Consider the following 25,970-nt stretch of genomic DNA (forward strand, 5'->3'; position numbering starts at 1 on the left):
ATAGAATCATTAATTGTAAAGTGAAGTTGAAAAAAATGGCCTAAATTATAAAAAATCAGACCATTGGTTAATTTTTAGAAAGTGATAAAACTATTTATTCTCTACACTGATAATTACACGACGTTCGCCTTGATAGCATGCTTTCTGCTGCTTCAGGGAGGCCGCGCACTGCGCAGTGACCTGGCTTTCACCCATACTTTGCGATTGAATATAATCACTCGCGAGCCCGTTATTAACCAATAATTTCTTGATTGCATCCGCGCGGCGTTGGCCTAACTTGATGTTGCTTTCCTCCTCCCCAATTGGATCGGTAAAGCCGGTGACGATAATGCGCTGATCGGCTTTATTTTTGCTTTTCAACAAGGTTGCAAATTGTTGAATGGCGCTATGACCCTGAGCGGAAATATCGGCACTGTTCGCGCTACCAAAATTAAACAGCAAATCCGATGAAAACTCATAATTATCATAAGACTGTGTAGTTCCAGCCTTGCACGGCACCACCGCTGAAGCGCGGGAAAGCAAATGAGTTTGCTGACGTGTTCCCACTAATTGCTGCTGAGCCTGTTCGCTATCCATCACCAGAGGACGGCCGGAACCGTCAAGGCTGGCAATGATATAATAGGTTTTGCCCGCCGCCAGATTATCGCGCCATGGTTGTTGCTGCTTGCCCTGATAACCTGGCGCATCATCGATATAACTTCCCAACGAATGTACACCCGGTTTCAGGCAAAACACCGTGTAGCCGCCGGTTAATAATGCCGTTTGGAATTCGCCATCAACATAGATGTGTGCTGCTTTATTATTATTATCGTCTGTAGCTCGATAATAAACGATGCGGGTTTGCTCTGAGGCCGCTGCCGGCATGGATTGCCAGGCTTTGCCAAAATTCGATTGCGCTTGGAGAGTTGCGCTGATGGACAATGACGCAAGCACCGTGGCAATAGCATATTTTTTAAGTTTCATTATAACTCCAGAAAACAGGCGCCAGACGACGCCTGTTTTTATTCTATTAATCGCAATGATGTGATAATTATTCAGATAAATAATGAATATCTAAATCCTTCAAAGCTGTAATATCGAGAGACATCACGCCGTCCACTGCAGAACTCTTAATATCCGCATCGAAAACCATATTACTTAAAATGCTTTCATCAATATTATTGAGTAATGCAGATTCTTCCTGCGCTTCATTGAATAACGTGTCACCGTTTGCCGAGAGCAGCTCAGATAATTCAACATGGCTGAGTAAATCAGGGAAGAGATCGCCCGGATCGATGGGTTCCGGTGGAATCGTATCGATCTCAACTTCAAAAGCTTCGGTTTTGGCTGTTACTACGCCTTCAGCATTTTTAAATGCCGCTTCAATCTTGTAAACATCATCAGATAACTCTGGCGTGGCGATACTCCACTTCCCGTTCTCATCTACGACAGAGGAGAGGTAATAATGGTTACTGCTCCCACTGAGCCAGATATAAACGATATCGCCCGCGTTGCCGGTTCCACCCACAAAAATCGTTGAATCATTCACCGCATCGCCGTTAGCAATAGGCTGTTTGCCGATGAAATACTTTTCGCCGTTATCCAACATTTCATCACGATACACGTCGTCAACCGCGCCAGTTACCGGTACATCGGGATTCGGAATCACTTCCTTGCCGGGATCAATAGGGTTATTCGGATCGTTAATTTCGATAATGACTTTTTCTGAAGGCGCAGATTCATTACCTGCTGGATCCACTTCAATAATCTGGAATTCATGATCGCCATTACCAATGGCTTTTTCTGGGGTGAATTGCCACTTTCCTTCGTCATCGACAACGGTGCTGCCGATAACCTGGCCGTTATCAATGATTTTAATGATGTCGCCTTTTTCACCGACGCCAGAGAAGGTTGGTGTGCTGTCTTGCGTTTCGCCACCATTTTCAATCAACTTACCTTCATCATCAGCGATGGCACCAATGCCTTTATTTTCTGGTGCTACGGTATCAACCTCGATAATCCAGGCTTCGGAAGGCAGCGATTTATTCCCGACTTCATCTACGACGACGATGCTGAAATCATGTTTACCCTCTGACAGCGTCGGGCTGGTGTAGGTCCAGTTACCCTCGCTGTCTACTTTGGCAGTGCCCAGCAGCTGGCCATCTTTCCAGATTTCAACGGTAGCGCCCGCTTCGGCCTTACCCGCCAGCGTCGGCGTGTTGTCTTTGGTGATGCCATCTTTCACGATCTCTTTCGGCGGATTTACGCTGTCATCCACCATGCTACCAATAGTGCCCTTGGCAGGGGCGGTCAGATCGATAACGAAGCTCCAGGCCTCGCTTGAATCGCCTACTACGCCACTTTCATTGCGTTCACGTGTGGTGATGCTGTGGCTACCGGCGCCCAATGCTTTACCGGGTGTAAAGGACCATGTGCCGTTTTCACCAACCGTGGTTTCACCAATTTTTGTGCTGCCATCCCAAATTTCAATGACATTCCCTTTGGTGCCCGTGCCGTTCAGTGTCGGCGTGGTGTCATCGGTACGGCCGCCTTTCGCGATCAATCCGGTAATGCTGCCTACGTCGTCATACAGGCCGTTAACTACCGGGACGTTTACATTGCCGCCGCCGCTGTCGCCGCCACCTTTACCGCCGTCATCACCGCCCTTCCCGTTGTCTCCACCATTTTGATCGCTGCTACCGTTTTCGTGAGCGTTTTTATCCTGATATTGCTCTTTGGCTGCCACGTAGCCCAGGCCGGCGGCCGCAGCGATAGCCGCCAATCCGCCTAAAGCGATCAACGCCGGAGACCATTCAAATCCCGAGGCCAGCATGAAACCAGAATCGGTATCAACCGTGCTCTCTCCAAGCGCTAATGCGGTGGTTTCGCCATCAGCCAATGCGACAGCATCATGATCGGCATTACCATCGGTAGCGACGTATTCATGCATCGCGCCATCTTCAGCTTTACCAACTAAAGCACCTGATTTAGCAAAAAAGTCTTCGATAATCAGATCGGGTTCGCTGGCGTCGGATCCTTCCAGCATCACCAGCAGATCTTTCCCGACACGCTTAACGGTAATGTTTTCTGGTGCAACGCCGTCATTACCTTGGGTCAGCAAATATTTGCCGTTGGTAATAGCCTGAACTTTTGCAGCTTTACCGTCTTTACCTACACGCAATGCTTCCGCTTTCGTTATTGTTTTTTTATCAATAACCGCAACACTCACGGGCGAAACGTTCATGTTTAATCCCTTCCGTACATTAGATTTTGATTGTGCGATTGCGTACAAACGCAGCAATCTCCCTGGCTTAACCCACCTGTGCGGGCTCAAAGTGAGCGACATAATCGGGAAAGAGAGATTTCCGAGACATAAGAAACGTCCCGTTAGGAAAGAAAAAATTTCCTAACATTGACAGAAAAGTTATTAGTTAATTAACTATATGAATTAAAGCGTTTTTATAAATAAAGATATGAAGATGAAGGGTAAATTATTGAGCAGGAACAAGACTATAACAGATGATTTTCCTGAATTTTTTCGCGTAAAAAACTCAGAAAACAGGTAATGCGCGAGGTAAGGGATTGATTGCGATAATAGACCGCGTGGATGGGTAAACGCTGTTCACGGGTTTCCGTTGCTAAAACCTGTACCAGACGCCCACTGTCGCGATCTTCACGGCTGACAAAATCGGATAAACGTACGATACCTTGCCCAGCTAAAGCCAGTTGACGCAATGTTTCACCACTGGAGGCGGACAGCGTAGGTTTGATGCGCAGGAACTCGCCTTCGCGCTGCCAAACCGGCCAGACGTTGTGTACATCAAGTTGACTGAACCCCAACAGCTGATGGTTCGCCAGTGCATCAACGTTTTCCGGTACACCAAACTTTTCCAGATAATCTGGGCTGGCTAACAGGCGTATGGCGCTGCTTCCGAGCACACGCGCACGCAGCGTCGAATCGCGCAGCTCGCCGATGCGAATGGCGATGTCCGTTTGCTGCTCCAGCAGATCGATCACAATATCGTCGGTGTTTAATTCCAGCTGAATCAGCGGGTAGCGCTGACGAAACTCCGCCACCAGCGGCACAATGACGTGCAGGGTAAAAGGCGTATTGGCATTGACGCGTAAGCGTCCAGAAGGAATGTCCCGGCGCTGCGCGATCAGTTCTTCCGCCTGTTCAACCGACGCCAGAATCTGCCGCGCATGATCGAGAAAAATCAGCCCCTCTTCGGTCAATGCCAGGCGACGCGTGGTGCGATGCATTAAGGTGGTTTGCAGCTTACCTTCCAGCCGGCTAAGCGCACGGCTCACGCCAGAGCTGGTTTGATCTAACTGCTTCGCAGCTGATGTGATTGATCCGGTATCCACCACCGCAACCCAGGCGCGTAACTCTTCCAGTGTTATTTTCAAATTCCCATCCTTAAAGATCGAGACCTGTCTTAGCGCGGTTTCTGACACTTTTGGCTTAAATTACGCCACTTTATTAGCGGCAGGATATCACAATGCGCCATAAACCTCGGGTGGCTAACGATTTACGTCAGCAACAAGCGGTAACCCAGTTGCTGCAGCAAGGGCGACAGGAAGAAGCCTGGCGTAAGATTCGGGCGCACCTGACGCTTGCTCCCTACGATGGCTGGTTCCTTCATGAAGCCGCACGGCTTGCCCGGCGCAACGGCGATCTGGATACGGCGCAGCGCTATTATCAGCGGGCGCTAAAACTTGCGCCAAAAGATGCGGGATTACTCAACGGTCTTGGCCTAACCCATTATGACGCCGGGTGCTGGAGCGAGGCGGAAGCCTGTTATCAGTCTGCGCTGCAATCACATATGGGCTATGCCGCCTGTCATAATAACTACGCTATTTTGCTGCATAAACAGCAGCGCTATCACCTTGCTTTAGATCAGTATCGATTGGCGCTGCAGAGCCAGCCTGATTATACCGAAGCCCGCTATGGCATAAGTACGTTGCTAGCGCACATGGGCCAGCTACAAGAAGCAGAAAGTCAGATGCAGCAAGTGCTGCAAGTGCGTGACGCCGATCAACGTTGCCGAAATTCGCTCGGCATGGTTCAGCTACAACAAGGCAACTTCGCTGCTGGCTGGTCTAACTATCAGGCGCGTTATGCGTCCGATAATCCCGATCGCTTCTTTACCTTACCGAAACTCCCTATTCGCTACTGGCAAGGAGAGGATCTGCGCGGTAAAACGCTGTTGGTAAGGACCGAGCAAGGCATGGGGGACGAAATTCAATTCTGTCGTTATCTCACACGCGTTAAAACTGAAAAGCATGCGATAAAAGTGATCATGCTGGGTAGCAAGTCCTTAAAATCATTGATGGTTACGCTGCCGCACCTCGATAATTATCTGACACGGGAAGATGTACAACACACGTTGCCACCGGCAGATTACTGGTGCTCTCTACTGGATTTACCGCAGCACTTCCTCGACTCAACACAGCCCTTCAGCGCGCATCATCCCTATCTGTTTAGCTCTGCAGAACAACAGGCGAGATGGCCGATTAAGGGGAACGGGAAAAAAATTGGTATCGTATGGAAAGGCGCCAGCGGGCATAAGAATGATAGCCAACGATCGCTTGCGCACCTTTCACAGTTTGCACCTTTATTTGACCTGCCTGATATCAACTGGGTTAGCTTGCAAAAAGGTGCTGGTGAAGAGGAAATCGCTGACTTCCCACACATACAGCCGCTTGGTGCCCAATTCACTGATTATCAGGATACCGCCGCGGTCATTTCACAACTGGATTTGGTGATTGGGGTAGATACGTCGGTGATCCACTTAGCAGGGGCGATGGGGATACCTTGCTGGGTATTACTTCCCGCCTGGGCGCGAGACTGGCGCTGGTTGGAAAATCGCGATGAATCGCCGTGGTATCCGCAAATGAGATTGTTTGGGCGCGGGCAGGATGAAGAGTGGAGCACGGTTATTACGCGGATTAAACAGGCATTACAGCAGCAATAAAACAGGGACGCCGCGGCGTCCCTGTTTTTTTACACTTCGAGGTCGGCTAAATCGCCTTTCTCTTGCAGCCAGTTGCGGCGGTCTTCCGAGCGTTTCTTCGCCAGCAGCATGTCCATCACGCGTAGGGTTTGATCGACATCCTCATCGCTGATCGTCAATTGCACCAGACGACGCGTATTCGGATCAAGCGTGGTTTCGCGCAGCTGCAGCGGATTCATTTCACCCAAGCCCTTGAAACGTTGCACATTCGGCTTACCTTTCTTGCGCTTCAACTGGTCCAGCACGCCCTCTTTCTCGTCTTCATCCAGGGCGTAATAGACTTCTTTACCGAGATCGATGCGATACAGCGGCGGCATCGCAACATACACATGGCCGTGTTGCACCAACGTACGGAAATGCTTCACAAACAGCGCACACAGCAGCGTGGCAATGTGCAGACCATCGGAGTCCGCATCCGCGAGGATACAGATTTTGCCGTAACGCAGCTGGCTCAGATCTTCGCTGTCAGGATCGATACCGATCGCCACTGAAATATCATGCACTTCCTGTGAGGCCAGCACTTCGTCCGAAGAGACTTCCCAGGTATTAAGGATCTTACCTTTCAGCGGCATGATCGCCTGATAATCACGATCGCGCGCTTGCTTGGCGGATCCGCCCGCAGAATCCCCTTCGACGAGGAACAGCTCGGTTTTGTTCAAATCTTGTGCGGTGCAGTCAGCCAGTTTGCCCGGCAGCGCCGGGCCGCTGGTGAGTTTTTTACGCACTACTTTCTTCGCGGCGCGCATGCGGCGCTGCGCGCTGGAGATTGCCAGCTCGGCCAGCATTTCAGCCGCCTGCACGTTTTGATTCAGCCACAGGCTGAAGGCATCTTTGACCACCGCTGAGACGAATGCCGCACACTGACGCGACGACAGGCGCTCTTTAGTCTGCCCGGCAAACTGTGGATCCTGCATCTTCACCGACAGCACGTACGCGCAGCGATCCCAGATATCTTCTGCCGACAGCTTCACGCCGCGCGGCAAAATATTGCGGTATTCGCAAAACTCGCGCATGGCATCCAGCAAGCCCTGACGCAAGCCGTTAACGTGCGTACCGCCTTGCATGGTTGGGATCAGGTTAACGTAGCTTTCTGTTAGCAGCTCTCCGCCTTCCGGCAGCCATAGCAGCGCCCAATCCACCGCTTCCACATCGCCAGCAAAACTGCCCACAAAGGGTTTTTCCGGCAGCGTGGGTAAGCCGTCAACCGCTTCACACAGGTAATCGGTCAGGCCATCCTGATACATCCAGGTTTGTTCGGTGTCGTTGACCTTGTCTTTAAAAACAATTTCAACGCCCGGACAAAGCACGGCTTTGGCTTTTAACAGATGTGATAAACGGGAAACCGAGAAACGCGGGCTATCAAAGAAGCTTTCATCTGGCCAGAAGTGCACGCTGGTACCGGTATTGCGTTTACCGACGGTGCCGGTAACCGTAAGATCCTGCACCTTGTCGCCATTTTCGAAGGCAATCTGGTAGATTTCGCCGTTACGTCGCACGGTAACTTCCACACGCTTCGACAAGGCGTTAACCACCGAGATTCCGACGCCGTGCAAGCCGCCTGAGAACTGATAGTTTTTGTTGGAGAATTTGCCGCCCGCATGCAGGCGACAAAGAATCAGCTCAACCGCTGGCACGCCTTCTTCCGGATGGATATCCACTGGCATGCCACGACCATCATCAATAACTTCCAGCGACTGGTCGGCATGAAGAATGACTTCCACGCGTTTAGCGTGACCGGCCAGCGCCTCATCGACGCTGTTATCGATCACCTCCTGGCCCAGGTGGTTCGGGCGCGTGGTATCGGTGTACATCCCCGGACGACGACGCACCGGTTCAAGGCCGGTCAGGACCTCAATGGCATCGGCATTATAGCTTGATTGGCTCATCGTAAATGTCTGATTAGCAATAGGAAAATGGCCCCACTTCGCAAGGTCACTGGGCGTTTAATCCCAGAAAATCAACGATCTGTGCGAAATGGCGTTCGAATCCGATATAGGCATGATTGCCGCCCTCTTCAACCGTCTGGCGGCATGCGCTGTAATACTCCAGCGCCTGGCGATAATCGAGTATCTCATCGCCGGTTTGTTGCAGCAGCCAGAGTAAATCGGGCGCTTCAAGAGGGTCAATCTGCATTACTTTCAGATCGTAAATGTGGCGAGACTCTAACACATATTGCTGGCCGGTGTAGGGATTACGGTTTTCGCCGAGGTAATCCACCAGCAGCTCAAACGGCCGTACGGCGGGATTAACCACCACCGCTGGCAACATAAAACACTGCGACAGCCAGGTAGCAAAATAGCCGCCCAGCGACGATCCCACCAATCCCAGCGGTTCACCGGCATATTGCATCACCAGATCTTCCAGCATGCTGGCGGCTTCAGACGGAAACGTCGGTAGTTGTGGCACCATCACATTGATATGCGGATGCTGTTCGTTGAGCCACTGCTGCAGCTGCGTGGCTTTCGCCGATTGCGGGGAACTGTTGAAGCCATGCAGATAAATCAGCGCCGCCATTGCTTAGTAGCCCTCGGAATCAAGATCGGGGCGGAACATGTCACTTTGCAGGCGGTTCACTTCGGTCTGCAGCGTGCCGTCGGGCTGCAAGGTAAGCCAACGCCAGCCCGGCGCCAGCGTATCAATGGTGAAGTTAGTGCAATGCGGTTTGAACTGGACGCAGGTTGATGGTGAAGCCATCACGCGGCGACCATGCCAGTCGAGATCCAGCTCCTGATGAATATGGCCGCACACCAGATTGCGTACGCGTGGGAAGTGCTGCAGTACCGCTTCCAGCTGATGCGGATTGCGCAAGCTGTGCTGATCTAACCAGGTACATCCGGAAGCCAGCGGGTGATGATGCAGAAGTACCAAAGTGTGGCGTTCTGGGTACTTGCTAAGTGCGGAGTGTAGCCACTCCAGCTGATATTCACTCAACATGCCGTGTGGCACACCAAATACCTGGCTATCGAGCAGCACCAGTTGCCAGTGATCGCCCAAAAGAACGTGCTTGTCAGATTTGATGCCCGCGTCGGCCAGCGTATCCACCATTGCCGGCTGAAAATCGTGATTTCCCGGCAGCCAGACGCAAGGTTTTGGCAGACGATTAATGCCTGCTACAAAGTGTTGGTAAGCTTCGACGGTGTGATCCTGAGCGAGATCGCCAGTGGCGATAATCAGATCATACTGACGCTGTTGTACTTCAATAGCATCCAGTACCGCATCAAAACTCGACCAGGTATTTACCCCAAGCAGCGATTGATGTTTTCCGGCAAAAAGATGGGTATCCGTGATTTGTAAAATCCTGATATCAGACCCATCTTGCGCAGGAAGAGTTAGCAGGCTATCCAAAGCGTTTCCTTAATCACCACGCCATCGTTGCGTTTTTTACGCTATCAGCAAACCGGTACTGCCACAGCGCCGTGCGCTAAGCAGTAACGCAACCAATCCGCAAGGAACTGGTTAATCTGATGTTTTTCATCGCGCTGATGCAGTTTTTTATTAGGATAATCATAGCGCGCTTTAAATCGGTAGATCTGTTTAGTGGAACACACTTCAGCGACCATCGCATCATGGTAGAGCCGCACCGACATAGAAGGCAGGCTCCAGTAACTCACTGCGGGCGCCACCTGACGCACTTCCACCAGCGTGGTGTACCGCGTCGATTCTTCGATGGTGAGCTGATAGCTGGCGCCATTCACCTGATAAATCACCGATGCGCCTGCCTCGTCATTACGCGGCAGCAGGCGACGCAGCTGGGCGAAATTGGTTTCGCACAGGCGCATCATTTCGGGAAAGTCAGGGGTATAGCGCTGTTTCATTTTAGCTTCCACTCTTGTCGTAGTTTTTCATGGTGCAACGCCAGCCATTGCAAGGCGATGACAGATGCCGCGTTATCAATAATCCCCTCTTCCACCCAGCGATAAGCCTGTTCGCGGCTCACCACATGGACAAGAATATCCTCATTCTCTTCCTCCAGCCCGTGATTTCCCTCTGCCAGGCTGGCATCCACTTCGCCCACCAGCACCGATAAACGTTCAGACGTTCCGCCGGGGCTGGCTAAGTAATTCACTATCGGTTTGACGCGGCCAACCTTAAGGCCAGCCTCTTCTACCGCCTCACGTCGTGCGACATCTTCTGGTGTTTCGCCAGGTTCGATGATGCCAGCCACCATTTCCAGCAGCCAGGGCGTTGGGCTGGAATCAAAAGCGGGAATGCGGATCTGTTCGATCAGTACCACTTCATCGCGCAAGGGATCATAGGGTAGCAGCACGGCGGCGTGTCCGCGCTCAAAAACTTCGCGCACCACTTCACCACTCATTTCGCCATTAAAACGACGGTGGCGGAAACGGTAGCTGACGATGGAAAAAAAACCATCGTAACGCGTTTCGCGTGCAATAATTTCTACATCGTTTTTTGTGAAAGTCACAGGGGATTTTTTTTCACTCGCCATCGTCTGATTCCTTATGCAGATTGGGATGGAGCAAAGAAAAGCCAAGTCTACCGCTCCGTCCGAGTGGTTCTTTTTGAATTATTTACGTAAATTAGGGGAAGAAGGCACGTTCAGCCAACTTATCTCTGACGCCGCCTCTGTAGAATCGGCGATTATTTTTTTGGCTTACCTGCAGCACTACCAGTGCATTTTGCTGCAACAAAAGGAATGCAAATGAAAAAACTGCTCCCACTTTTTATTGGGCTGACTCTGGGCGGATTCAGCCTTGCCAGCCAGGCAGAAAACCTGTTGCAGGTCTATCAGCAGGCGCGCCTTAGCAACCCCGATCTGCGATCTTCTGCCGCTAACCGCGACGCTGCATTTGAGAAAATCAATGAAGCGCGTAGTCCTTTATTGCCGCAGTTAGGCTTGGGCGCAGATTACAAATATGACAATGGCTACCGTGACAGCAGCGGACTTCATTCCAACACGACCAGCGCCTCTCTGCAATTAACTCAAACTATTTTCGATATGTCGAAATGGCGTGCGCTGTCGCTGCAGGAAAAACAGGCTGGTATTCAGGATGTTACCTATCAGGTTGCTCAGCAAGACCTGATTCTTAACACGGCGACTGCCTATTTTAACGTGTTAAAGGCAATCGACACGCTTTCTTACACCGAAGCACAGAAACAATCTATCTACCGCGAACTGGATCAAACCACGCAGCGCTTTAACGTGGGTTTGGTCGCGATTACTGACGTGCAAAACGCCCGTGCACAGTATGACACCGTGCTGGCTAACGAAGTGACCGCACGTAACAACCTCGATAATGCGGTGGAATCGCTGCGTCAGATTACCGGCATGGATTATCTGTCGCTGGCTTCATTGAATATCGATCGTTTCAAAACCGCGCGTCCAGATGCTGTGGCCAGCCTGCTGAAAGAAGCGGAAAGCCGCAACCTGACCTTGCTCTCTGCGCGACTGAGCCAGGATCTGGCGCGTGAGCAGATTCGTTCAGCCGAAACCGGCCACATGCCGACGCTGGATTTGACTGCCTCAACCGGTATGTCGAATAGCAAATATGGCGGCAGCCGCGCTAATCAAAGTACCGGTAGTACCGATTCCATCACCGGTTCTAACCAGGTTGGCTTGAGCTTCACCATGCCACTTTACAGCGGCGGCTCGGTCACCTCGCAGGTGAAACAAGCGCAGTACAACTATGTCGCGGCCAGCGAACAGCTGGAAGGCGCACATCGTAGTGCGGTTCAGACGGTACGTTCATCATTCAATAACGTGAATGCCTCTATCAGCAGCATTGATGCTTATAAGCAAGCCGTTGTCTCTGCACAAAGCTCACTGGATGCGATGGAAGCCGGGTATCAGGTCGGTACGCGTACCATCGTTGATGTGCTGGATGCGACCACCACGCTGTTCAATGCTAAACAGCAGCTTTCTGATGCGCGTTATAGCTATCTGATCAACCAGCTGAATATCAAATATGCGCTGGGTACGCTGAACGAGCAGGATCTGCAGCAGCTGAACAGCACGCTGGGCAAAGAGATCACCACGACACCTGAAGTGGTGGCGCCGGAGAATAACCAGCAGGCCGCGCGTGTGGATAACGGTCCGAAAGCTTCATCGCCTTCAGCCGCCGCACAAGCCCGTCCAGCTGCCGCACGCAGCAGCGGAAATCCATTCGGTAATTAATTCCCCAAGGGGGCCGTATGCGGCCCCTTTCGCATTCAATCGTATAGCTACGTAAAGATCCTTTCCCCATCTGGCTTCGCGCTTCATTTTCCACCGCTCATCCCCTATCCTTACCCCACCTTTGGGCACAGGATGAAAATAATGAAACGGACGAAAAATATTCGCCATGCCGCTTTTCGTAAAAGCTGGCAGGCACGCCACTTAACGCCAGTCGCCTTTGCCGTTAGCGCAGTGTTTATGCTGGCAGGCTGCGAGCAGAGTGACGAAACGGTGTCGCTCTATCAAAACGCGGATGATTGCGCCAAAGCCAATCCAGGCCAGAGCGCGCAATGTACCACTGCGTATAACAACGCACAGAAAGAAGCCGAACGTACCGCGCCAAAATACGCTACACGCGAAGATTGTGTGGCTGAGTTTGGTGAAAACCAATGCCAGCAAACGCCTGCACAAGCGGGTGTAGGTACCACCGCAAACAATGCTGAAGCTCAGCAAAGCGGTAGCTTCTGGATGCCGTTGATGGCCGGTTACATGATGGGACGTATGATGAGCGGCGGCGCAGGGTTTGCCCAGCAGCCCCTGTTCTCGCCAAAAAATCCGAACAGCCCGGCAAACGGTAAATTTGTTGATGCTGCGGGTAAAAACTACGGTAATGCCACATCGGGCCGCACCATCAACGTGCCGAAAACAGCAATGGCGCCGAAACCCGCGACCACTTCCACCATTACGCGTGGCGGCTTTGGTGACAGCGTGGCAAAACAAAACACCATGCAGCGCAGCAGTGCTTCTGGCACCGGCAGCCGCTCGCTGGGAGGCTAAGCCGCAGCATGCAACGTATTGCAATCCCCGAACGTCCAGACTGGCGTGAAAAAGCCGCGGAGTATGGTTTTCAGTTTCACACCATGTATGGCGAACCTTACTGGTGTGAAGATGCGTACTACCAATTCACGCTAGCGCAGGTTGAACAGCTTGAGGATACCACCGCCGAACTGCACCAGATGTGTTTGCAGGCGGTGGAAAAAGTGGTGAACAGTGACGAGCTGCTCACCCGTTTCTGTATTCCTAAGCACACCTGGGACTTTGTGCGTGATTCCTGGAAGTTGCGCCAGCCTTCGCTCTATTCGCGCCTCGATCTGGCATGGGATGGCAAAGGTGACGCTAAGCTGCTGGAAAACAACGCTGATACACCAACCTCGCTGTATGAAGCCGCCTTCTTTCAGTGGATTTGGCTGGAAGACCAGGTCAAAGCGGGCAATCTGCCGCAGGGCAGCGACCAGTTCAACAGCCTGCAAGAGAAGCTGATTGAGCGCTTCGCCACGCTGCATCAGCAGTTCGGTTTCAACTGGCTACACTTCTCCTGCTGCCGTGATACTGAGGAAGATCGCGCCACGGTGCAATATCTGCAGGACTGCGCCACTGAAGCCGGATTGCCGAGCGAGTTTCTCTATATTGACGAGATTGGATTGGGTGAAAGAGGCCAGTTTACCGACGTAAACGATCAGGTCATCAGCAATCTGTTTAAGCTCTATCCGTGGGAATTCATGCTGCGCGAAGTGTTTTCTACCAAGCTGGCGGATGCGGGCGTGCGTTGGCTGGAGCCGGCCTGGAAAAGCATCATTTCCAATAAAGCGCTGTTACCGCTGCTGTGGGAAATGTTCCCTAATCATCCCAATTTGCTGCCCGCTTACTTTGCCGATGATAAGAACGCGCCGCAGATGGATAAGTACGTGGTGAAACCGCTGTTTTCACGCGAAGGGGCCAATATTCGTATCATTGAAAACGGTCAGGAGATCGCCCGCGCCGATGGTCCGTATGGCGAAGAAGGCATGATTATCCAGCAGTTCTATCAGCTACCGAAATTCGGTGATAGCTATACCTTGATCGGTAGCTGGCTGATTGACGATCAACCTGCGGGCATCGGCTTACGCGAAGATCGTGCCTTGATCACGCAGGATCTGTCGCGCTTCTATCCGCATACCTTTGTTGAGTAAAGGCTGTGCCGCCCGCACTCTTCGGGCGGCCTTGCGCATTAGCCAATCTGCACTGACATCATGCTGATCGCCCCCAACTCCATCCCTTCCACAGGAATGCTGATCGCTTCATCAGCGGCACGCGCGCCAAGAATATAGAGCAGCGGTAGATAGTGTTCAGGCGTTGGGTTCGAAAGCTGTGCATCCGGATGCTGCATAAAGTTCACCAATGGGTGATCTGCTGCCTCACCGTGGAAATCCAGATTCTCACGTACAAACTGATTAAAGCTCTCCGCCCACGGATACGCGGTTTCTGCGCCCTGCCAGCGCAGCATACGCAGATTGTGCACCACGTTACCGCTGGCCACGATCATCACACCCTCATCTCGTAATGACGCCAGCTTTTGCCCCAAGGCGTAGTGCCATTCAGCAGGTTTAGTGCCGTCGATACTCAGTTGCACCACTGGGATGTCGGCATCGGGATACATTTTTGCCAGCACCCCCCAGGAACCATGATCAAAACCCCACTCCTGATCGGCATGAACGGCGTTCGGAGCCAGTAAATTCATCACTTGCTGAGCCAGTTCTGGCGATCCCGGCGCGGGATAGCGCACATCAAATAGCGCCTGCGGGAAACCACCAAAATCATGGATAGTGCGCGGATTATTCATCGCCGTCACCGCCGTGCCGCGTGTGTACCAGTGCGCCGAAACCGCGAGAATCGCACGTGGACGCGGCAAGGTTGCGCCCAATTGCTGCCAGGTTTGGGTATAACGATTATCTTCCAGTACGTTCATCGGGCTGCCGTGACCAAGGAACAGCGCAGGCATGCGTGTAGTGCTCATGATTAATCCTTTGACGAAGTGTCGCTTTGTTAACCGCTACGATACGCGCTTTCACCAGGGGATTAACGCTGATAAGTATGATGATCTCTGTCAGAGAATTTGAATGATATAGGGCGGATAAATTCGACACAGGTTAGGTCTCAATATTGCACGCGAGCCTTTTAGATATCAGTGATATAGCCCGCACCTAAGACCGAGCGAGACCAGTCTTGTTACATCCAATCAATCTACTTCTTAAACTCCCCTCGGTTTTAGAAAGATGAGTTGGAATTTATGTTAATTCAGGGAGCAATATTGTGCCTGGCGATGAATATCTACCATGAAGCGCGTGGCGAACCGATTAAAGGACAAATAGCCGTTGGTACGGTGACCATGAACCGGGCCAATTGGGATGTCAAAGAGATCTGTCCTGTGGTGTATGCACCTAAGCAGTTCTCCTGGACGTCTCTCAAAAAGCATCCTTATCGTTATCCACCACATGAAGATAAAAGCTGGCAACGCGCCAGAAAGCTGGCACAGAAGATTGTTGAAGGGGAATTACAGGACGTAACGAAAGGCGCGACCTTTTTCCATGCACATCATGCTAAACCGGCCTGGCGTCATACTTTTCAGCGTACAGTAGTAATTGGCAATCACGTGTTTTATGCCAATCGTTAAAACAAAAAAAAGAGGCCAGATAGATATCAATCCGGCCTCTTTTTTCTGTATTAATTCAGTTAACTGGCGTGACGCGTTTCACGCTGACGGCGATACGCCACCAAATCTTCAATGGTGACGACCGGCATATCATGTTGCTTTGCAAACGCGATCGCTTCTGGCGCGTGCGCCATGCTGCCATCATCATTGGTTAATTCGCACAATACGCCTGCAGGTTTAAATCCCGCCAGCGTCACCAGATCGATAGTCGCTTCAGTGTGTCCACCACGCGACAGAACACCGCCTTCACGCGCACGCAGCGGGAAAACATGGCCCGGACGGTTAAGGTCTGAAGGCTTAGCGCCATCTGCCACCGCAGCGCGAATGGTGGTAATACGATCGGCGGCAGAAACGCCGGTGGTCACACCGCTTGCAGCTTCAATTGTCACCGTGAAACCGGTGCCGTAAGCGCTGGTGTTAGTTTCCACCATCATTGGCAGCTCAAGCTGCTGACGGCGCTCTTCGGTGATGCAGAGGCACACAATACCGCTGCCGTGACGGATGGTTAATGCCATCTGTTCAACGGTCATGGTTTCTGCCGGGAAGATCATGTCACCTTCGTTTTCACGATTTTCATCGTCGAGCACCATTACACCGCGGCCGTTGCGCAGCGCATCAATGGCGCGCTCTACACGCTGTTCAGGCGTGCCAAATTCAGAAAGAAGCGTCTGATTCATGGTAAAAAACCTTATAAAATATGAGTTACCAGAACCAGGGCGTGCTTAGGAGTGCGTACAAAACACATGGCAAAAACGTGACGCGGGCAAAGCCCGGCTGATGTCGTTACCCTCTCCCATCCGGACTCTAACCGTCGGCTCCGGAATTACACCGGATCTGCTGACCTCTCACATTGCTGTGAGAGCGCTCGCGGGCTTTCAGCGAGAGCTGATTTACCGCCGGTGGGGAATTTCGCCCCGCCCTGAGAATAAGCGAACAAACTATAACGCCAATCATCTGGTCGGGCAATCGACAAAAGTGCAAATGCTTTTGCATTTCCTGCGTTGCGGATTTCAGGTTTAACCTTTTCGTTTCAGGCATTACACTTAATAGCTATTGAGTCCGAACACGCGCAGCTATCGGCCACCGTAACCAGGAAATAATCATGATCGACACGAAAAAAATTGAACAACTGGCTCGCCAGGTACATGAAGCGATGCCGAAAGGGATTCGCGATTTTGGCGATGATGTCGAAAAGAAAATCCGTCAGGTATTGCAGGCGCAGTTGACGCGCATGGACCTGGTTAATCGTGAAGAGTTTGATGTGCAGACGCAGGTACTGCTGCGCACGCGCGAGAAATTAGCTGCGCTGGAACAGCGCCTGGCGAAGTTAGAAAGTGAAAGTCCAGCGGCACCCGCGCCGGCGATCATCACGCCAGATCCCGCTGGGAAAATTGATACTCCGCAGTAAGCTAATGGGCGGGAGTTTTCCTCCCGCCCATTCACACTTAATGACTGCGAATCGTTTTGATGATGTTGCTGGTTGAGATGCCATCTTCGAAGTTTAATACGCGCACGTCACCACCGTTTGCCCACACTTCTTTGCTACCCGCGATATCTTCCGGCTTGTAGTCGCCGCCTTTTACCAGCAGATCTGGCAGCACTCCCGCAATCAGACGTTGTGGCGTATCCTCTTCAAACAGCACCACCCAATCCACCGCTTCCAGCGCACCCAGCACAATCATACGGTTTTCTTGCGGATTGACCGGACGCGTTTCGCCTTTCAGACGCTTCGTCGAGGCATCACTGTTAACGGCCACAATCAGGCGATCGCCCAGCTTGCGCGCGTTCGCCAGATAAGAAACATGGCCAGCGTGCAGGATGTCGAACACGCCGTTGGTCATTACCACTTTCTCACCACGCTGACGCGCCAGCGCAACAGCGGCTTTCAGCTCCGCTTCGGTCATCACACCAAATCCCGTTTCCGGACGGGCGTGAATGGCATTTTCCAGCTCAACAGTGCTGACAGTGGAAGTACCGAGCTTACCGACGACGACGCCAGCCGCAGCATTCGCCAGGAAACAGGCTTCTTCCAGGCTGTCGCCAGCCGCCAGCACTGCGGCTAGCACGCCAATCACCGTATCGCCCGCACCGGTCACGTCATACACTTCCTGCGCCTGCGTAGGCAGATGCAGCGGCGCTTTGCCCGGCTGCAGCAGCGTCATACCGTTTTCAGAACGGGTTACCAGCAGCGCGGAAAGCTCATAATCCGCGATTAACTGCATGCCACGACTGACAATCTCTTCCACGCTTTTGCATTTACCCACAACCGCTTCGAATTCAGACAAATTCGGCGTCAGCAGCGTTGCACCGCGATAACGTTCAAAATCAGTGCCTTTAGGATCAATCAGTACCGGCACTTTAGCTTCACGCGCTAATTGAATCATGGTCTGCACGCTGTTCAGCGCGCCTTTGGCGTAGTCAGACAGCACCAGCGCACCCGCTTGCGTCAGCGATTGACGCATACGATCGTGAATCGGCTGCGGATCAATCTCCTCAAAACCCTCTTCGAAATCGAGGCGAATCAGCTGCTGATTGCGCGAAAGCACGCGCAATTTGGTGATGGTTGGATGGCTTTGTACCGCCACAAAATCACAGTCGACGTTGACCTTTTGCAGGGTTTCGCTCAACACGCGCGCGGCATCATCGGCGCCGGTCAAGCCAATCAGCCGTGATGCTGCACCGAGCGCAGCAATGTTCATGGCGACGTTTGCCGCGCCGCCTGGACGCTCTTCAATGGTATCCACTTTCACCACCGGCACCGGCGCTTCCGGGGAAATACGGCTGGTTGGGCCATACCAATAGCGATCTAACATCACATCGCCGACGACCAGCACAGTGGCCTTGCCAAAAGTGGGCAGTGTTACTTTCATTCAGAGACTCCAACACGGTCAAAATAATGCGCGGGATATTACCACATAAGCCATCAGGCTCACTGTTCCGCGCTGTCAGATTGGATACCGCTTAACCAACGCTGCCAACTGTTGTTGACCACCGCGCGTTCAGCGACAAAGGCTTCAGGCGCCACATGGCCCGGTAATTCCTGCAATGCCAGATGGTGCAGCGCATCACGCAGCGTGACGTACGCATGCGTCAAAGCCTGCGCCTCTTCATCCGGCATAATGCCATGACGCGCCATCAATTCGAAAATGCGGACATTATCCGACCAACGCGTCAACGCTGGCTGATCGGCCGCGTAGCTTAAGACAAGGTATTGCGCGATGAATTCAATGTCGGTGATACCGCCCTCATCGGTCTTAATTTCCCAGCGACCTTTCTGTTTGTTGCTGAGATGCGCCCGCATTTTTTCGCGCATTTCACGCACTTCTTTTTGCAACGTCTCAACGTCTCGCGGCAGGCAAAGAACGTTACGGCGGATTTCATCAAAGCGTTCACAGAGCGCAGGTTCGCCAAACACGATGCGCGCGCGCACCAGCGCCTGATGTTCCCAGGTCCATGCTTCGCTGCGCTGGTATTCGTTGAAAGCGGAAAAAGTACTGACCAGCATACCCGCCGCGCCAGAAGGACGCAGACGCGCATCCACTTCATACAAAATGCCGGACGACGTGCGCGTGCTAAACAGATGCATTACACGCTGCGCCAGGCGCAGATAGAACTGGCGACCATCAATGACGCGCTCGCCATCGGTTTCCGCATCATCCGGACAATCATGCAGGAACACCAAATCAAGGTCAGAGCTGTAACCCAGCTCCCAACCACCCAGCTTGCCATAACCGACAACCGCAAAACCGCGCTCACTGTCGCTAGTCAAATGCGATGGACGACCATATCGCTGCACCATCATCTGCCAGGCTTGCTGCACCACGGATTCAATAATCGCTTCTGCCAGCCAGGTTAAGTGATCGCTCACTTTCATTACGGGTAGCGTTTCAGCAATATCGGCAGCGGCGATGCGCAGATGCTGCGCCTGTTTAAACTGGCGCAATGCTTCCAACTGCTGCTCTTCGTCATCGGTGGGAATACGCAGCAGATATTGGCGCAGTTCGTCGCGGTAAGCGTCGGTTGCGGTAGGTTGATACAGCGTTGCGGGATCGAGTAACTCATCCAGCAGCAGCGGATAGCGCGCCAATTGGCTGGCAACCATTGGTGACGCGGCACACAGACGAATCAGATGACGCAGCGCGCCGTGATATTCGGTGAGTAATTCCAGATAAGTGCTGCGCGTCAGCACGCCCAGCAACAACGGCGTCAGACGATTCAGCAGCACATCGGCATCTTCGCGCGGACAAACTTCACTGAGCAGACGCGGCATCAACTGGTCGAGCGCCAGACGACCGCGCGGACCAATAGTACGGCGGCTCACATCCTGGCGGAAGTTGTTCAACGCGTTGTAAAGCGCGTGACGCTGCGCATCGTCCAATTGCGGTACCACCGGGATGAGATCGCCCTCTTCCAGCGCGTCCTGCCACAGCCCGGCAAACTCAGCCAACTGCGGCTGATCGTCGACATCCGGTGCATCGTCGCCAATCAGCTCGTCAAAGATGGCGCGCACACCGGCCATTTGCAGCTCAAGCTGCGCCATCAGCGCGGTCCAGTCTGCCGCGCCCATCGCCCAGGCTAAGCGCTGGCGGTCGAGCTCGTTCTCTGGCAGCGTTTGCGTTTGCTCGTCATTAATGCTTTGCAGCAGGTTTTCCAGCCGACGCAGGAACAAATAGGCTTCACGTAGATGATCGACCTGTTTCTGACTTAACAAAGCCAGCTCACCAATCGCTTTGAGCGTAGGGAGCAAAGAGCGCAATTGTAGTGAGCGCTCACGTCCACCGCGAATCAGCTGGAACACCTGCACAATGAATTCCGTTTCACGAATGCCACCGGCGCCGAGCTTAATGTTGTCTTTCAGGCCGCGTCGACGCACCTCGCGCGCGATCATGCCCTTCATGTTACGCAGCGATTGAATCACGCTGAAATCGATATAGCGGCGATAGACGAACGGCCGCAGCATTTGCTGCAATTCCTGGCTCCAGTGGCCATGATCGTCGCCCATCAGCCGGGCTTTGACCATCGCATAGCGTTCCCAGTCGCGGCCTTGCTCCTGATAATAATCTTCCAGTGCCGCGAAACTCAGCACCAGCGGACCGCTATCACCAAACGGACGCAGACGCATGTCCACGCGATAGACAAATCCATCCACCGTTGGTTGATCGAGCACTTTGATCAGCCGCTGCCCCATGCGCGTGAAGAATTGCGCATTGTCGAGCTCGCGCCGTCCACCTTGGGTTACGCCGTTTTCCGGCCAGGCAAAAATCAGATCGATATCAGAAGAGAAGTTGAGTTCACAGCCGCCGAGTTTACCCATGCCGAGAATCAGCATCGGCTGGGCTTCACCCGCTTCATTGCATGGCGTACCAAAGTCGCGGCTGCAATCCTGCCAAACCCAGTCGCGCGCGGCAGCGATGAGGATTTCCGCCAGCGTGCTGAGTTGCTGCAAACTTTGTTCGGTAGTGGCGTGTTGCAGCGCCTGCATCCAGGCGATGCGTACCAGCATATGACGACGGAACAAACGCAGTTCACGCATCAGGGAGGTTTCATTTTCAACCGAGTGCAGCACGTCATTCAGCCAGCGGGCATATTGCTGCCACTCATCTGGCGCAGGCGCTTGCTGTTGCAGATGCTGCCACCATTCGGGATGCTGCTGCAGGTTATCGAGGATAAAGTCACTAAAGGTCAGCGCGCCCGCCTGTTCTGGCGTGAACGCTGAGGATGGCAAATTAAGTCGCTCTGCCACATTAGCCAACTGCGCCTGCATGAGCGCCGGTAACGGTAACAACATCTTCTCTCCCTGATTGGATTTTTCGTTAGCGTTTGATTCCGCTATTGAGCCAGAAAGGTGCGGGGCGCACGGCCAGGTTAACCAGATGCATTAAGCCACGCTCCTGCTTCTCTCGAATCGCATGCTGTAACTCCAGCCAACCGTCCAGCCAAACATTCACCTCTTCGGCCGGATAAGCACCCGCCAGCAGGTTCACCGCCAACAGCTGGCGATTCAGGCGCGTCGCTTTATCCTGGAACTCATTAAACAGTTGAACATCAACGAATGTTTCTCTGAGATCGGCGGCAATACGACTTAGCATAATATCGCTGAAGCGCTTGAACGATCCCTGCAGCTTGCTTTTGCTCTTGTCGTCGAGCCATTTTTGCCACTGCGACTCGACCAGCCAGTGAGTAAGTGCTAACTGAGCCTCAACCGAAGTTAACGAAAAGCAGGTAGCTTCAGCATTGTTCTCATCATCGGCCAGCAACTCTTCCTGACGGGTTAATTTCTGGCGCAGATCGCTGCTGGCTTTGCGTGGCACCAACGCACCAAACAGTGAGAACGCCTGACGCAGCGTTTCCAGCGCATCAATTACCGCTGCTTTGGCATCATTATTACCACGCAGCCACACTTCTTCGTGATATTGCCAATGATTCAATGCCGCAGTCATTGCGTTGATCATGCCCTGCTCAACCGACGCTTTCGCGGCGATTTTCTGCAATGGCAACGTACGGATGGGGCGCGGTAAGTTACCCTGCGCCAGCTGATAGCCGCGCGCGGCTTTGCTCAGGCTGCCGAGACGTAAGCCGCCCATCGTAACCAGCGCTTCAGCGAACTTCAGCATGTCATCGCGTTGACCACTTTTAAGCTCCAGCTCGACTTCATAAAGCGGTTCGCTAAATTCACCGGCAGCGACTTCGCCGCGGTCAAACGCCACTTCAATTTCGCTGTCGCCAAATTGCACCAACCAGGCTTCGCGCTGGAAATGAGTGCTGAACAGCGGCTGCAGGCGCGATTGCAGTGCAGCAATATCGGTGCCCTGCGGCCAAATCTCGGCTGGCAGGCGCGCGATATCCAGCTGCGGCTCCGTGAGATCAACATTGTATTCCGGACGCTGATGCAGACCGCCGACGGTTTTACCGGCCGCTTTCAGCGTCATTTCATAGCGTTGGTCAACGCCACGAATGCGCAGGCCCATGTCCCAGCGACGCAGTTGGTTGTCGTCGGTTTCATAATAGATATTGGTCAGCTCGCGCGCGGCGAAGTGCTGATGTGGCCACGCGGCAAGCTTTTCCGCCAGTTTTTCGGCGGCTTGCGGTGTAGCAATGAACTTTAATTCGATTTCGATGGTCATAATTTTTTATTCAATACGCTGCTGGCACTTACGAGTTTAATCTGGCGAAGAGTAATGCACCGGAAGCCCGCTGTCTCCGCTTTCTTGTGCTTTTACGACCCTTTTCGCACCGGATTGAGACCAGGATAGTTCTCATTCAGATTTTTGAGAAGCGTCTCCAGACTGTGCCGGTAATTTTACGCCATTAAGAAAAAACGACATCGAATGAAAAAAATCACACTTGCTGCCCTTTCTTTGCTGGCTTTCAGCGCCATCACACCTGCTCATGCTGCTGACGAAAAACGCTACATCTCCGATGAATTATCCACTTGGGTGCGCAGCGGTCCGGGCGATCAATATCGCCTGATCGGTAAGCTGAACGCCGGAGAGGAAGTGACCTTGCTGCAGACCAATAACGACTCTCAATATGGTCAGATTCGTGATGCAGAAGGCAAAACTAACTGGATTCCACTGTCGCAACTGAGCGCCAGTCCTAGCCTGCGTACCCGCGTACCGCAACTGGAGCAGCAGGTTAAAGATCTGACGGCCAAGCTAGCGAATATTGACAACAGCTGGAATCAGCGCACTTCTGAGATGCAGAACAAAGTCGCCAACAGCGACGGCACCATTGATGGCCTGAAAGCGGAGAATCAGAAGCTGAAAAATGAGCTGATTGTCGCGCAGAAGAAAGTCAGCGCCGCCAATGTGCAACTGGATGACAAGCAGCGCACCATCATCATGCAGTGGTTTATGTATGGCGGCGGCGTGCTGGGCGTTGGTCTGCTGTTGGGTCTGTTGCTGCCGCATATGGTGCCGCGTCGTAAGAAAAACGATCGCTGGATGAACTAACGCGCCACGCAGATTTGTTCTTTTATTTAAGGGGATCGTAAGATGCCCTTTTTGGCGTGCCCGATATTTAGCCAAAGTATGCAACAATAAAGTAACAAGCGTGTTCAGCACGCAATTTTTGATCTGCCTCTGGAGTGGTTGAGTGAAGACGTTTCTGGTCGGTGGCGCAGTGCGCGATGCCTTACTGCGTTTGCCGGTAAAAGATAGAGATTGGGTTGTTGTAGGCGCGACGCCAGATGCGATGCTGGCGGAAGGTTATCAGCAGGTTGGCCGGGATTTTCCGGTTTTTTTGCATCCGCGAAGCCGTGAAGAGTATGCGCTGGCGCGTACGGAACGCAAAAGCGGCAACGGTTACACCGGCTTTGTGACGCAGTTCGCGCCGGATGTCACGCTCGAGCAAGATTTGCAGCGCCGCGATCTCACCATCAATGCCATCGCCCAAAGCGACAGCGGTGAGCTGATTGATCCGTATGGCGGTCAGCGCGACCTGGCGAAACGCCAGCTGCGCCATGTTTCCAGCGCCTTTAACGAAGATCCGCTGCGTGTACTGCGCGTGGCGCGTTTCGCCGCCCGCTTTGCCCATCTGAATTTCCGTATTGCTGATGAAACCCAGGCGCTGATGCGCGAAATGGCGGTCAGCGGCGAACTGGCGCACCTCACCGCAGAACGGGTGTGGAAAGAGACGGAGAAAGCGCTGCTGACGCGCAATCCACAGGTCTATTTCCAGGTATTACGTGATTGCGGCGCGCTGCAGGTGCTGTTCCCGGAAATCGATAATCTTTATGGCATTCCGGCCCCGATCAAATGGCATCCCGAGATTGATACCGGCATCCATGCGCTGATGACGCTGGCGATGTCCGCTGCGCTCTCGGATCAGCTTGATGTGCGTTTCGCTACGCTGTTCCACGATGTCGGTAAGGCGCTGACGCCAGCAGAAAAATGGCCGAGTCATCATGGTCATGGCCTCGCGGGCGTGCCGATTGTTGAAGCGCTGTGCCAGCGCCTGCGCGTGCCGAATCAGGTGCGTGATTTGGCGTTAGTGGTGACCGAATTCCATGACGTGGTGCACACCATTGAGCGCCAGCCAGCTGACGCGTTAATCGCGCTTTTTGATCGAATTGATGCCTGGCGCAAGCCCGATCGCGTGGAGAAGATGGCGCTGACCAGCGAAGCGGATGCGCGCGGGCGCGCGGGTCTGGAAAGCATGACTTATCCGCAAGGCGACTATTTGCGTCAGGCGTTTGCGCTGGCGCAAGCGGTGCCAACCAAAGATGTGGTGGCAGCAGGTTTTAAAGGGGCGGAAGTGCGGGAAGAGTTGACGCGTCGGCGTGTGGCGGTGCTGCAGGCGCAATTGATTAACGCGCGGCCAGTGTAACCAGCCGCGCGGGGCAACTTACATAAAGATCGCGTAAACCACGGCCGCAACAATGAAGCGGTAGATAGCGAAAGAGACGAACGAGATACGCTTGATCAGCTCAAGGAACACCTTGATCGCCAGCAGCGCCACGACGAAAGCCGTTACAAAACCGACGGCAAACATTGGGAAATCCTGCGTCGTCAGGAAGCCGAGGCTCTTGTAGAGATCCAGTCCGGTGGCGCCAATCATCATCGGCACCGCCAGAATGAACGAGAACTCTGACGCCGCATAACGGCTCACGCCCATCAGCATACCGCCAGAAATCGTCGCACCTGAGCGCGAGAAGCCCGGCCACAGCGCCAGACACTGGAAGCAGCCAATCATAAATGCCTGACGGTAGGTGATATCGTCAACGCCAACCGCTTTCGGCTGCTTCGGCTTGAAGTATTCCGCCACCAGCAGCAGCACACCGCCGACCACCAGCGCATACATCACGTTGATCGGGTTAAACAGCGTTTTGATTTGGTCGTGCAGCAGTAAACCAATCACCACCGCAGGCACCATACCCAACAGAATATGAATCAGGGTTAATTTGCCCGTACCCACGCCTTCATGTTTGACCTCACCGAAGTGAATGCCGATCAAACCAAACAGGCGGCGCCAGAACATCACGACCACAGCCAGAATTGAACCGAGCTGGATCACCACTTCGAAGGTTTCAGCGGTCTGGCCTTCAAAACCCAACAGATGGCCAACAATAATCATGTGGCCCGTGGAAGAGACCGGCAGGAATTCCGTGAGGCCTTCTACGACCCCCAGGATTGCAGCTACCCAAAGCTGGTGAATGTCTGCCATCAAAATATTTCCTCTATCCGTTTTAAACAGTAAAAAGGCGGTCGCAAAGGGCTACCGCCTGAAATTATGCCTGCGTCACGCTGAAGGAAACCTTAAGAAATTCGGTCACTTCCTGCTGGTTAGCGCAACGGCCTCAAGTGAGACACACCATAATTTGGTTTGGTTTCAT

At 53.0% G+C, this 25,970-nt stretch carries 23 protein-coding genes and 1 riboswitch; of the genes, 9 read left to right on the forward strand and 14 right to left on the reverse strand.

Going from position 1 to position 25,970, the window contains the following annotated elements; translation table 11 throughout:
• Positions 1–90 precede the first annotated feature (90 nt).
• The 3 genes from PO881_RS16315 to PO881_RS16325 all read right to left on the reverse strand — a co-directional run bounded on the left by PO881_RS16315 (position 91) and on the right by PO881_RS16325 (position 4,389).
• Positions 91–963: an OmpA family protein gene (locus PO881_RS16315; protein WP_280172085.1), complete on the reverse strand. Its 873-nt coding sequence runs from the start codon at positions 961–963 to the stop codon at positions 91–93.
• A gap of 67 nt (positions 964–1,030) precedes the next feature.
• A complete protein-coding gene (locus PO881_RS16320; RefSeq protein WP_280172086.1) occupies positions 1,031–3,223 on the reverse strand; it encodes an Ig-like domain-containing protein in 2,193 nt (730 codons plus the stop codon).
• A 266-nt stretch (positions 3,224–3,489) separates the two neighbouring features.
• Complete coding sequence (locus PO881_RS16325; RefSeq protein ID WP_280172087.1) at positions 3,490–4,389, reverse strand: LysR substrate-binding domain-containing protein; 900 nt, start codon at positions 4,387–4,389, stop codon at positions 3,490–3,492.
• Between the two features lie 149 nt (positions 4,390–4,538).
• Between PO881_RS16325 and PO881_RS16330 the strand changes: the two genes are divergently transcribed.
• A complete protein-coding gene (locus PO881_RS16330) occupies positions 4,539–5,957 on the forward strand; it encodes a tetratricopeptide repeat-containing glycosyltransferase family protein (RefSeq protein WP_280172088.1) in 1,419 nt (472 codons plus the stop codon).
• A gap of 29 nt (positions 5,958–5,986) precedes the next feature.
• On the opposite strand, the gene parE is transcribed toward PO881_RS16330, so the two are convergent.
• Genes parE through nudF form a run of 5 tightly spaced genes read right to left on the reverse strand, consistent with a single transcriptional unit; the run spans position 5,987 to position 10,443 of the window.
• Complete coding sequence (gene parE, locus PO881_RS16335) at positions 5,987–7,882, reverse strand: DNA topoisomerase IV subunit B (RefSeq protein WP_101762999.1); 1,896 nt, start codon at positions 7,880–7,882, stop codon at positions 5,987–5,989.
• 46 nt (positions 7,883–7,928) lie between these two features.
• Complete coding sequence (yqiA, locus tag PO881_RS16340; RefSeq protein ID WP_101762998.1) at positions 7,929–8,510, reverse strand: esterase YqiA; 582 nt, start codon at positions 8,508–8,510, stop codon at positions 7,929–7,931.
• Between the two features lie 3 nt (positions 8,511–8,513).
• A complete protein-coding gene (cpdA, locus tag PO881_RS16345) occupies positions 8,514–9,341 on the reverse strand; it encodes a 3',5'-cyclic-AMP phosphodiesterase (RefSeq protein WP_280172089.1) in 828 nt (275 codons plus the stop codon).
• 44 nt (positions 9,342–9,385) lie between these two features.
• Positions 9,386–9,811 (reverse strand): DUF1249 family protein, encoded by a 426-nt coding sequence (locus PO881_RS16350; protein ID WP_008103400.1) that lies wholly within the window; start codon positions 9,809–9,811, stop codon positions 9,386–9,388.
• Positions 9,808–10,443 carry an ADP-ribose diphosphatase gene (gene nudF, locus PO881_RS16355; RefSeq protein WP_101762996.1) on the reverse strand — a complete coding sequence of 212 codons (636 nt, stop codon included), beginning with the start codon at positions 10,441–10,443 and terminating at the stop codon, positions 9,808–9,810. Before nudF ends, PO881_RS16350 begins: the two co-directional genes overlap by 4 nt.
• 25 nt (positions 10,444–10,468) lie before the next feature.
• Between nudF and PO881_RS16360 the strand changes: the two genes are divergently transcribed.
• The 4 genes from PO881_RS16360 to PO881_RS16375 all read left to right on the forward strand — a co-directional run bounded on the left by PO881_RS16360 (position 10,469) and on the right by PO881_RS16375 (position 14,117).
• A complete protein-coding gene (locus PO881_RS16360) occupies positions 10,469–10,660 on the forward strand; it encodes a hypothetical protein (protein ID WP_225614418.1) in 192 nt (63 codons plus the stop codon).
• Positions 10,657–12,129, forward strand: coding sequence for an outer membrane channel protein TolC (gene tolC, locus PO881_RS16365; protein WP_280172090.1), 1,473 nt, complete (start codon positions 10,657–10,659; stop codon positions 12,127–12,129). Before PO881_RS16360 ends, tolC begins: the two co-directional genes overlap by 4 nt.
• A gap of 141 nt (positions 12,130–12,270) precedes the next feature.
• The gene (locus tag PO881_RS16370) at positions 12,271–12,945 is read left to right on the forward strand and encodes a DUF1190 family protein (RefSeq protein ID WP_061720467.1); all 675 of its coding nucleotides are present in this window, start codon (positions 12,271–12,273) and stop codon (positions 12,943–12,945) included.
• Between the two features lie 8 nt (positions 12,946–12,953).
• A complete protein-coding gene (locus tag PO881_RS16375; RefSeq protein WP_277974124.1) occupies positions 12,954–14,117 on the forward strand; it encodes a glutathionylspermidine synthase family protein in 1,164 nt (387 codons plus the stop codon).
• 38 nt (positions 14,118–14,155) lie between these two features.
• Here PO881_RS16375 and ygiD read toward each other — a convergent pair whose 3' ends face one another.
• Entirely contained in the window at positions 14,156–14,941 is a 786-nt protein-coding gene (gene ygiD, locus PO881_RS16380; protein ID WP_280172091.1) for a 4,5-DOPA dioxygenase extradiol, read from the reverse strand.
• A 273-nt stretch (positions 14,942–15,214) separates the two neighbouring features.
• Between ygiD and PO881_RS16385 the strand changes: the two genes are divergently transcribed.
• Positions 15,215–15,598 carry a cell wall hydrolase gene (locus tag PO881_RS16385; RefSeq protein ID WP_110867311.1) on the forward strand — a complete coding sequence of 128 codons (384 nt, stop codon included), beginning with the start codon at positions 15,215–15,217 and terminating at the stop codon, positions 15,596–15,598.
• Between the two features lie 59 nt (positions 15,599–15,657).
• Here the strand turns inward: PO881_RS16385 and ribB are convergent, their stop codons facing one another.
• Positions 15,658–16,314, reverse strand: coding sequence for a 3,4-dihydroxy-2-butanone-4-phosphate synthase (gene ribB, locus PO881_RS16390; RefSeq protein ID WP_280172092.1), 657 nt, complete (start codon positions 16,312–16,314; stop codon positions 15,658–15,660).
• Between the two features lie 104 nt (positions 16,315–16,418).
• Positions 16,419–16,568, reverse strand: a riboswitch (FMN riboswitch).
• Between the two features lie 171 nt (positions 16,569–16,739).
• Between ribB and PO881_RS16395 the strand changes: the two genes are divergently transcribed.
• Positions 16,740–17,045 (forward strand): accessory factor UbiK family protein, encoded by a 306-nt coding sequence (locus PO881_RS16395; RefSeq protein ID WP_008103418.1) that lies wholly within the window; start codon positions 16,740–16,742, stop codon positions 17,043–17,045.
• A 37-nt stretch (positions 17,046–17,082) separates the two neighbouring features.
• On the opposite strand, the gene hldE is transcribed toward PO881_RS16395, so the two are convergent.
• The 3 genes from hldE to PO881_RS16410 are packed head-to-tail and all read right to left on the reverse strand — an operon-like array spanning position 17,083 to position 22,761.
• Positions 17,083–18,507 (reverse strand): bifunctional D-glycero-beta-D-manno-heptose-7-phosphate kinase/D-glycero-beta-D-manno-heptose 1-phosphate adenylyltransferase HldE, encoded by a 1,425-nt coding sequence (gene hldE, locus PO881_RS16400; protein ID WP_110867313.1) that lies wholly within the window; start codon positions 18,505–18,507, stop codon positions 17,083–17,085.
• A gap of 59 nt (positions 18,508–18,566) precedes the next feature.
• Positions 18,567–21,425, reverse strand: a complete 2,859-nt coding sequence (gene glnE, locus PO881_RS16405; protein WP_280172093.1) for a bifunctional [glutamate--ammonia ligase]-adenylyl-L-tyrosine phosphorylase/[glutamate--ammonia-ligase] adenylyltransferase — start codon at positions 21,423–21,425, stop codon at positions 18,567–18,569.
• 25 nt (positions 21,426–21,450) lie between these two features.
• The gene (locus PO881_RS16410; RefSeq protein ID WP_280172094.1) at positions 21,451–22,761 is read right to left on the reverse strand and encodes an inorganic triphosphatase; all 1,311 of its coding nucleotides are present in this window, start codon (positions 22,759–22,761) and stop codon (positions 21,451–21,453) included.
• Between the two features lie 204 nt (positions 22,762–22,965).
• On the opposite strand from PO881_RS16410, the gene PO881_RS16415 reads away from it, so the two are divergent.
• Together PO881_RS16415 and PO881_RS16420 are read left to right on the forward strand one after the other, a co-directional pair.
• Entirely contained in the window at positions 22,966–23,589 is a 624-nt protein-coding gene (locus PO881_RS16415; RefSeq protein WP_101762988.1) for a TIGR04211 family SH3 domain-containing protein, read from the forward strand.
• Positions 23,590–23,731: 142 nt separating this feature from the next.
• A complete protein-coding gene (locus PO881_RS16420) occupies positions 23,732–24,964 on the forward strand; it encodes a multifunctional CCA addition/repair protein (RefSeq protein ID WP_210081097.1) in 1,233 nt (410 codons plus the stop codon).
• A gap of 18 nt (positions 24,965–24,982) precedes the next feature.
• Here the strand turns inward: PO881_RS16420 and bacA are convergent, their stop codons facing one another.
• Positions 24,983–25,801: an undecaprenyl-diphosphate phosphatase gene (bacA, locus tag PO881_RS16425; protein WP_277974126.1), complete on the reverse strand. Its 819-nt coding sequence runs from the start codon at positions 25,799–25,801 to the stop codon at positions 24,983–24,985.
• Positions 25,802–25,970 lie beyond the last annotated feature (169 nt).

Source organism: Pantoea sp. SS70, assembly GCF_029866845.1.
In the GTDB taxonomy this organism is placed as follows: domain Bacteria; phylum Pseudomonadota; class Gammaproteobacteria; order Enterobacterales; family Enterobacteriaceae; genus Pantoea; species Pantoea leporis.

Bases quoted from the DNA above. Each gene is read 5' to 3' on its own strand.
- PO881_RS16315 (WP_280172085.1), bottom strand. From the start codon at position 963: ATGAAACTTAAAAAATATGCTATTGCCACGGTGCTTGCGTCATTGTCC.
- PO881_RS16320 (WP_280172086.1), bottom strand. From the start codon at position 3,223: ATGAACGTTTCGCCCGTGAGTGTTGCGGTTATTGATAAAAAAACAATA.
- parE (WP_101762999.1), bottom strand. From the start codon at position 7,882: ATGAGCCAATCAAGCTATAATGCCGATGCCATTGAGGTCCTGACCGGC.
- yqiA (WP_101762998.1), bottom strand. From the start codon at position 8,510: ATGGCGGCGCTGATTTATCTGCATGGCTTCAACAGTTCCCCGCAATCG.
- PO881_RS16350 (WP_008103400.1), bottom strand. From the start codon at position 9,811: ATGAAACAGCGCTATACCCCTGACTTTCCCGAAATGATGCGCCTGTGC.
- nudF (WP_101762996.1), bottom strand. From the start codon at position 10,443: ATGGCGAGTGAAAAAAAATCCCCTGTGACTTTCACAAAAAACGATGTA.
- PO881_RS16360 (WP_225614418.1), top strand. From the start codon at position 10,469: ATGGAGCAAAGAAAAGCCAAGTCTACCGCTCCGTCCGAGTGGTTCTTT.
- tolC (WP_280172090.1), top strand. From the start codon at position 10,657: ATGAAAAAACTGCTCCCACTTTTTATTGGGCTGACTCTGGGCGGATTC.
- PO881_RS16370 (WP_061720467.1), top strand. From the start codon at position 12,271: ATGAAACGGACGAAAAATATTCGCCATGCCGCTTTTCGTAAAAGCTGG.
- PO881_RS16375 (WP_277974124.1), top strand. From the start codon at position 12,954: ATGCAACGTATTGCAATCCCCGAACGTCCAGACTGGCGTGAAAAAGCC.
- ygiD (WP_280172091.1), bottom strand. From the start codon at position 14,941: ATGAGCACTACACGCATGCCTGCGCTGTTCCTTGGTCACGGCAGCCCG.
- PO881_RS16385 (WP_110867311.1), top strand. From the start codon at position 15,215: ATGTTAATTCAGGGAGCAATATTGTGCCTGGCGATGAATATCTACCAT.
- ribB (WP_280172092.1), bottom strand. From the start codon at position 16,314: ATGAATCAGACGCTTCTTTCTGAATTTGGCACGCCTGAACAGCGTGTA.
- PO881_RS16395 (WP_008103418.1), top strand. From the start codon at position 16,740: ATGATCGACACGAAAAAAATTGAACAACTGGCTCGCCAGGTACATGAA.
- hldE (WP_110867313.1), bottom strand. From the start codon at position 18,507: ATGAAAGTAACACTGCCCACTTTTGGCAAGGCCACTGTGCTGGTCGTC.
- glnE (WP_280172093.1), bottom strand. From the start codon at position 21,425: ATGTTGTTACCGTTACCGGCGCTCATGCAGGCGCAGTTGGCTAATGTG.
- PO881_RS16410 (WP_280172094.1), bottom strand. From the start codon at position 22,761: ATGACCATCGAAATCGAATTAAAGTTCATTGCTACACCGCAAGCCGCC.
- PO881_RS16415 (WP_101762988.1), top strand. From the start codon at position 22,966: ATGAAAAAAATCACACTTGCTGCCCTTTCTTTGCTGGCTTTCAGCGCC.
- bacA (WP_277974126.1), bottom strand. From the start codon at position 25,801: ATGGCAGACATTCACCAGCTTTGGGTAGCTGCAATCCTGGGGGTCGTA.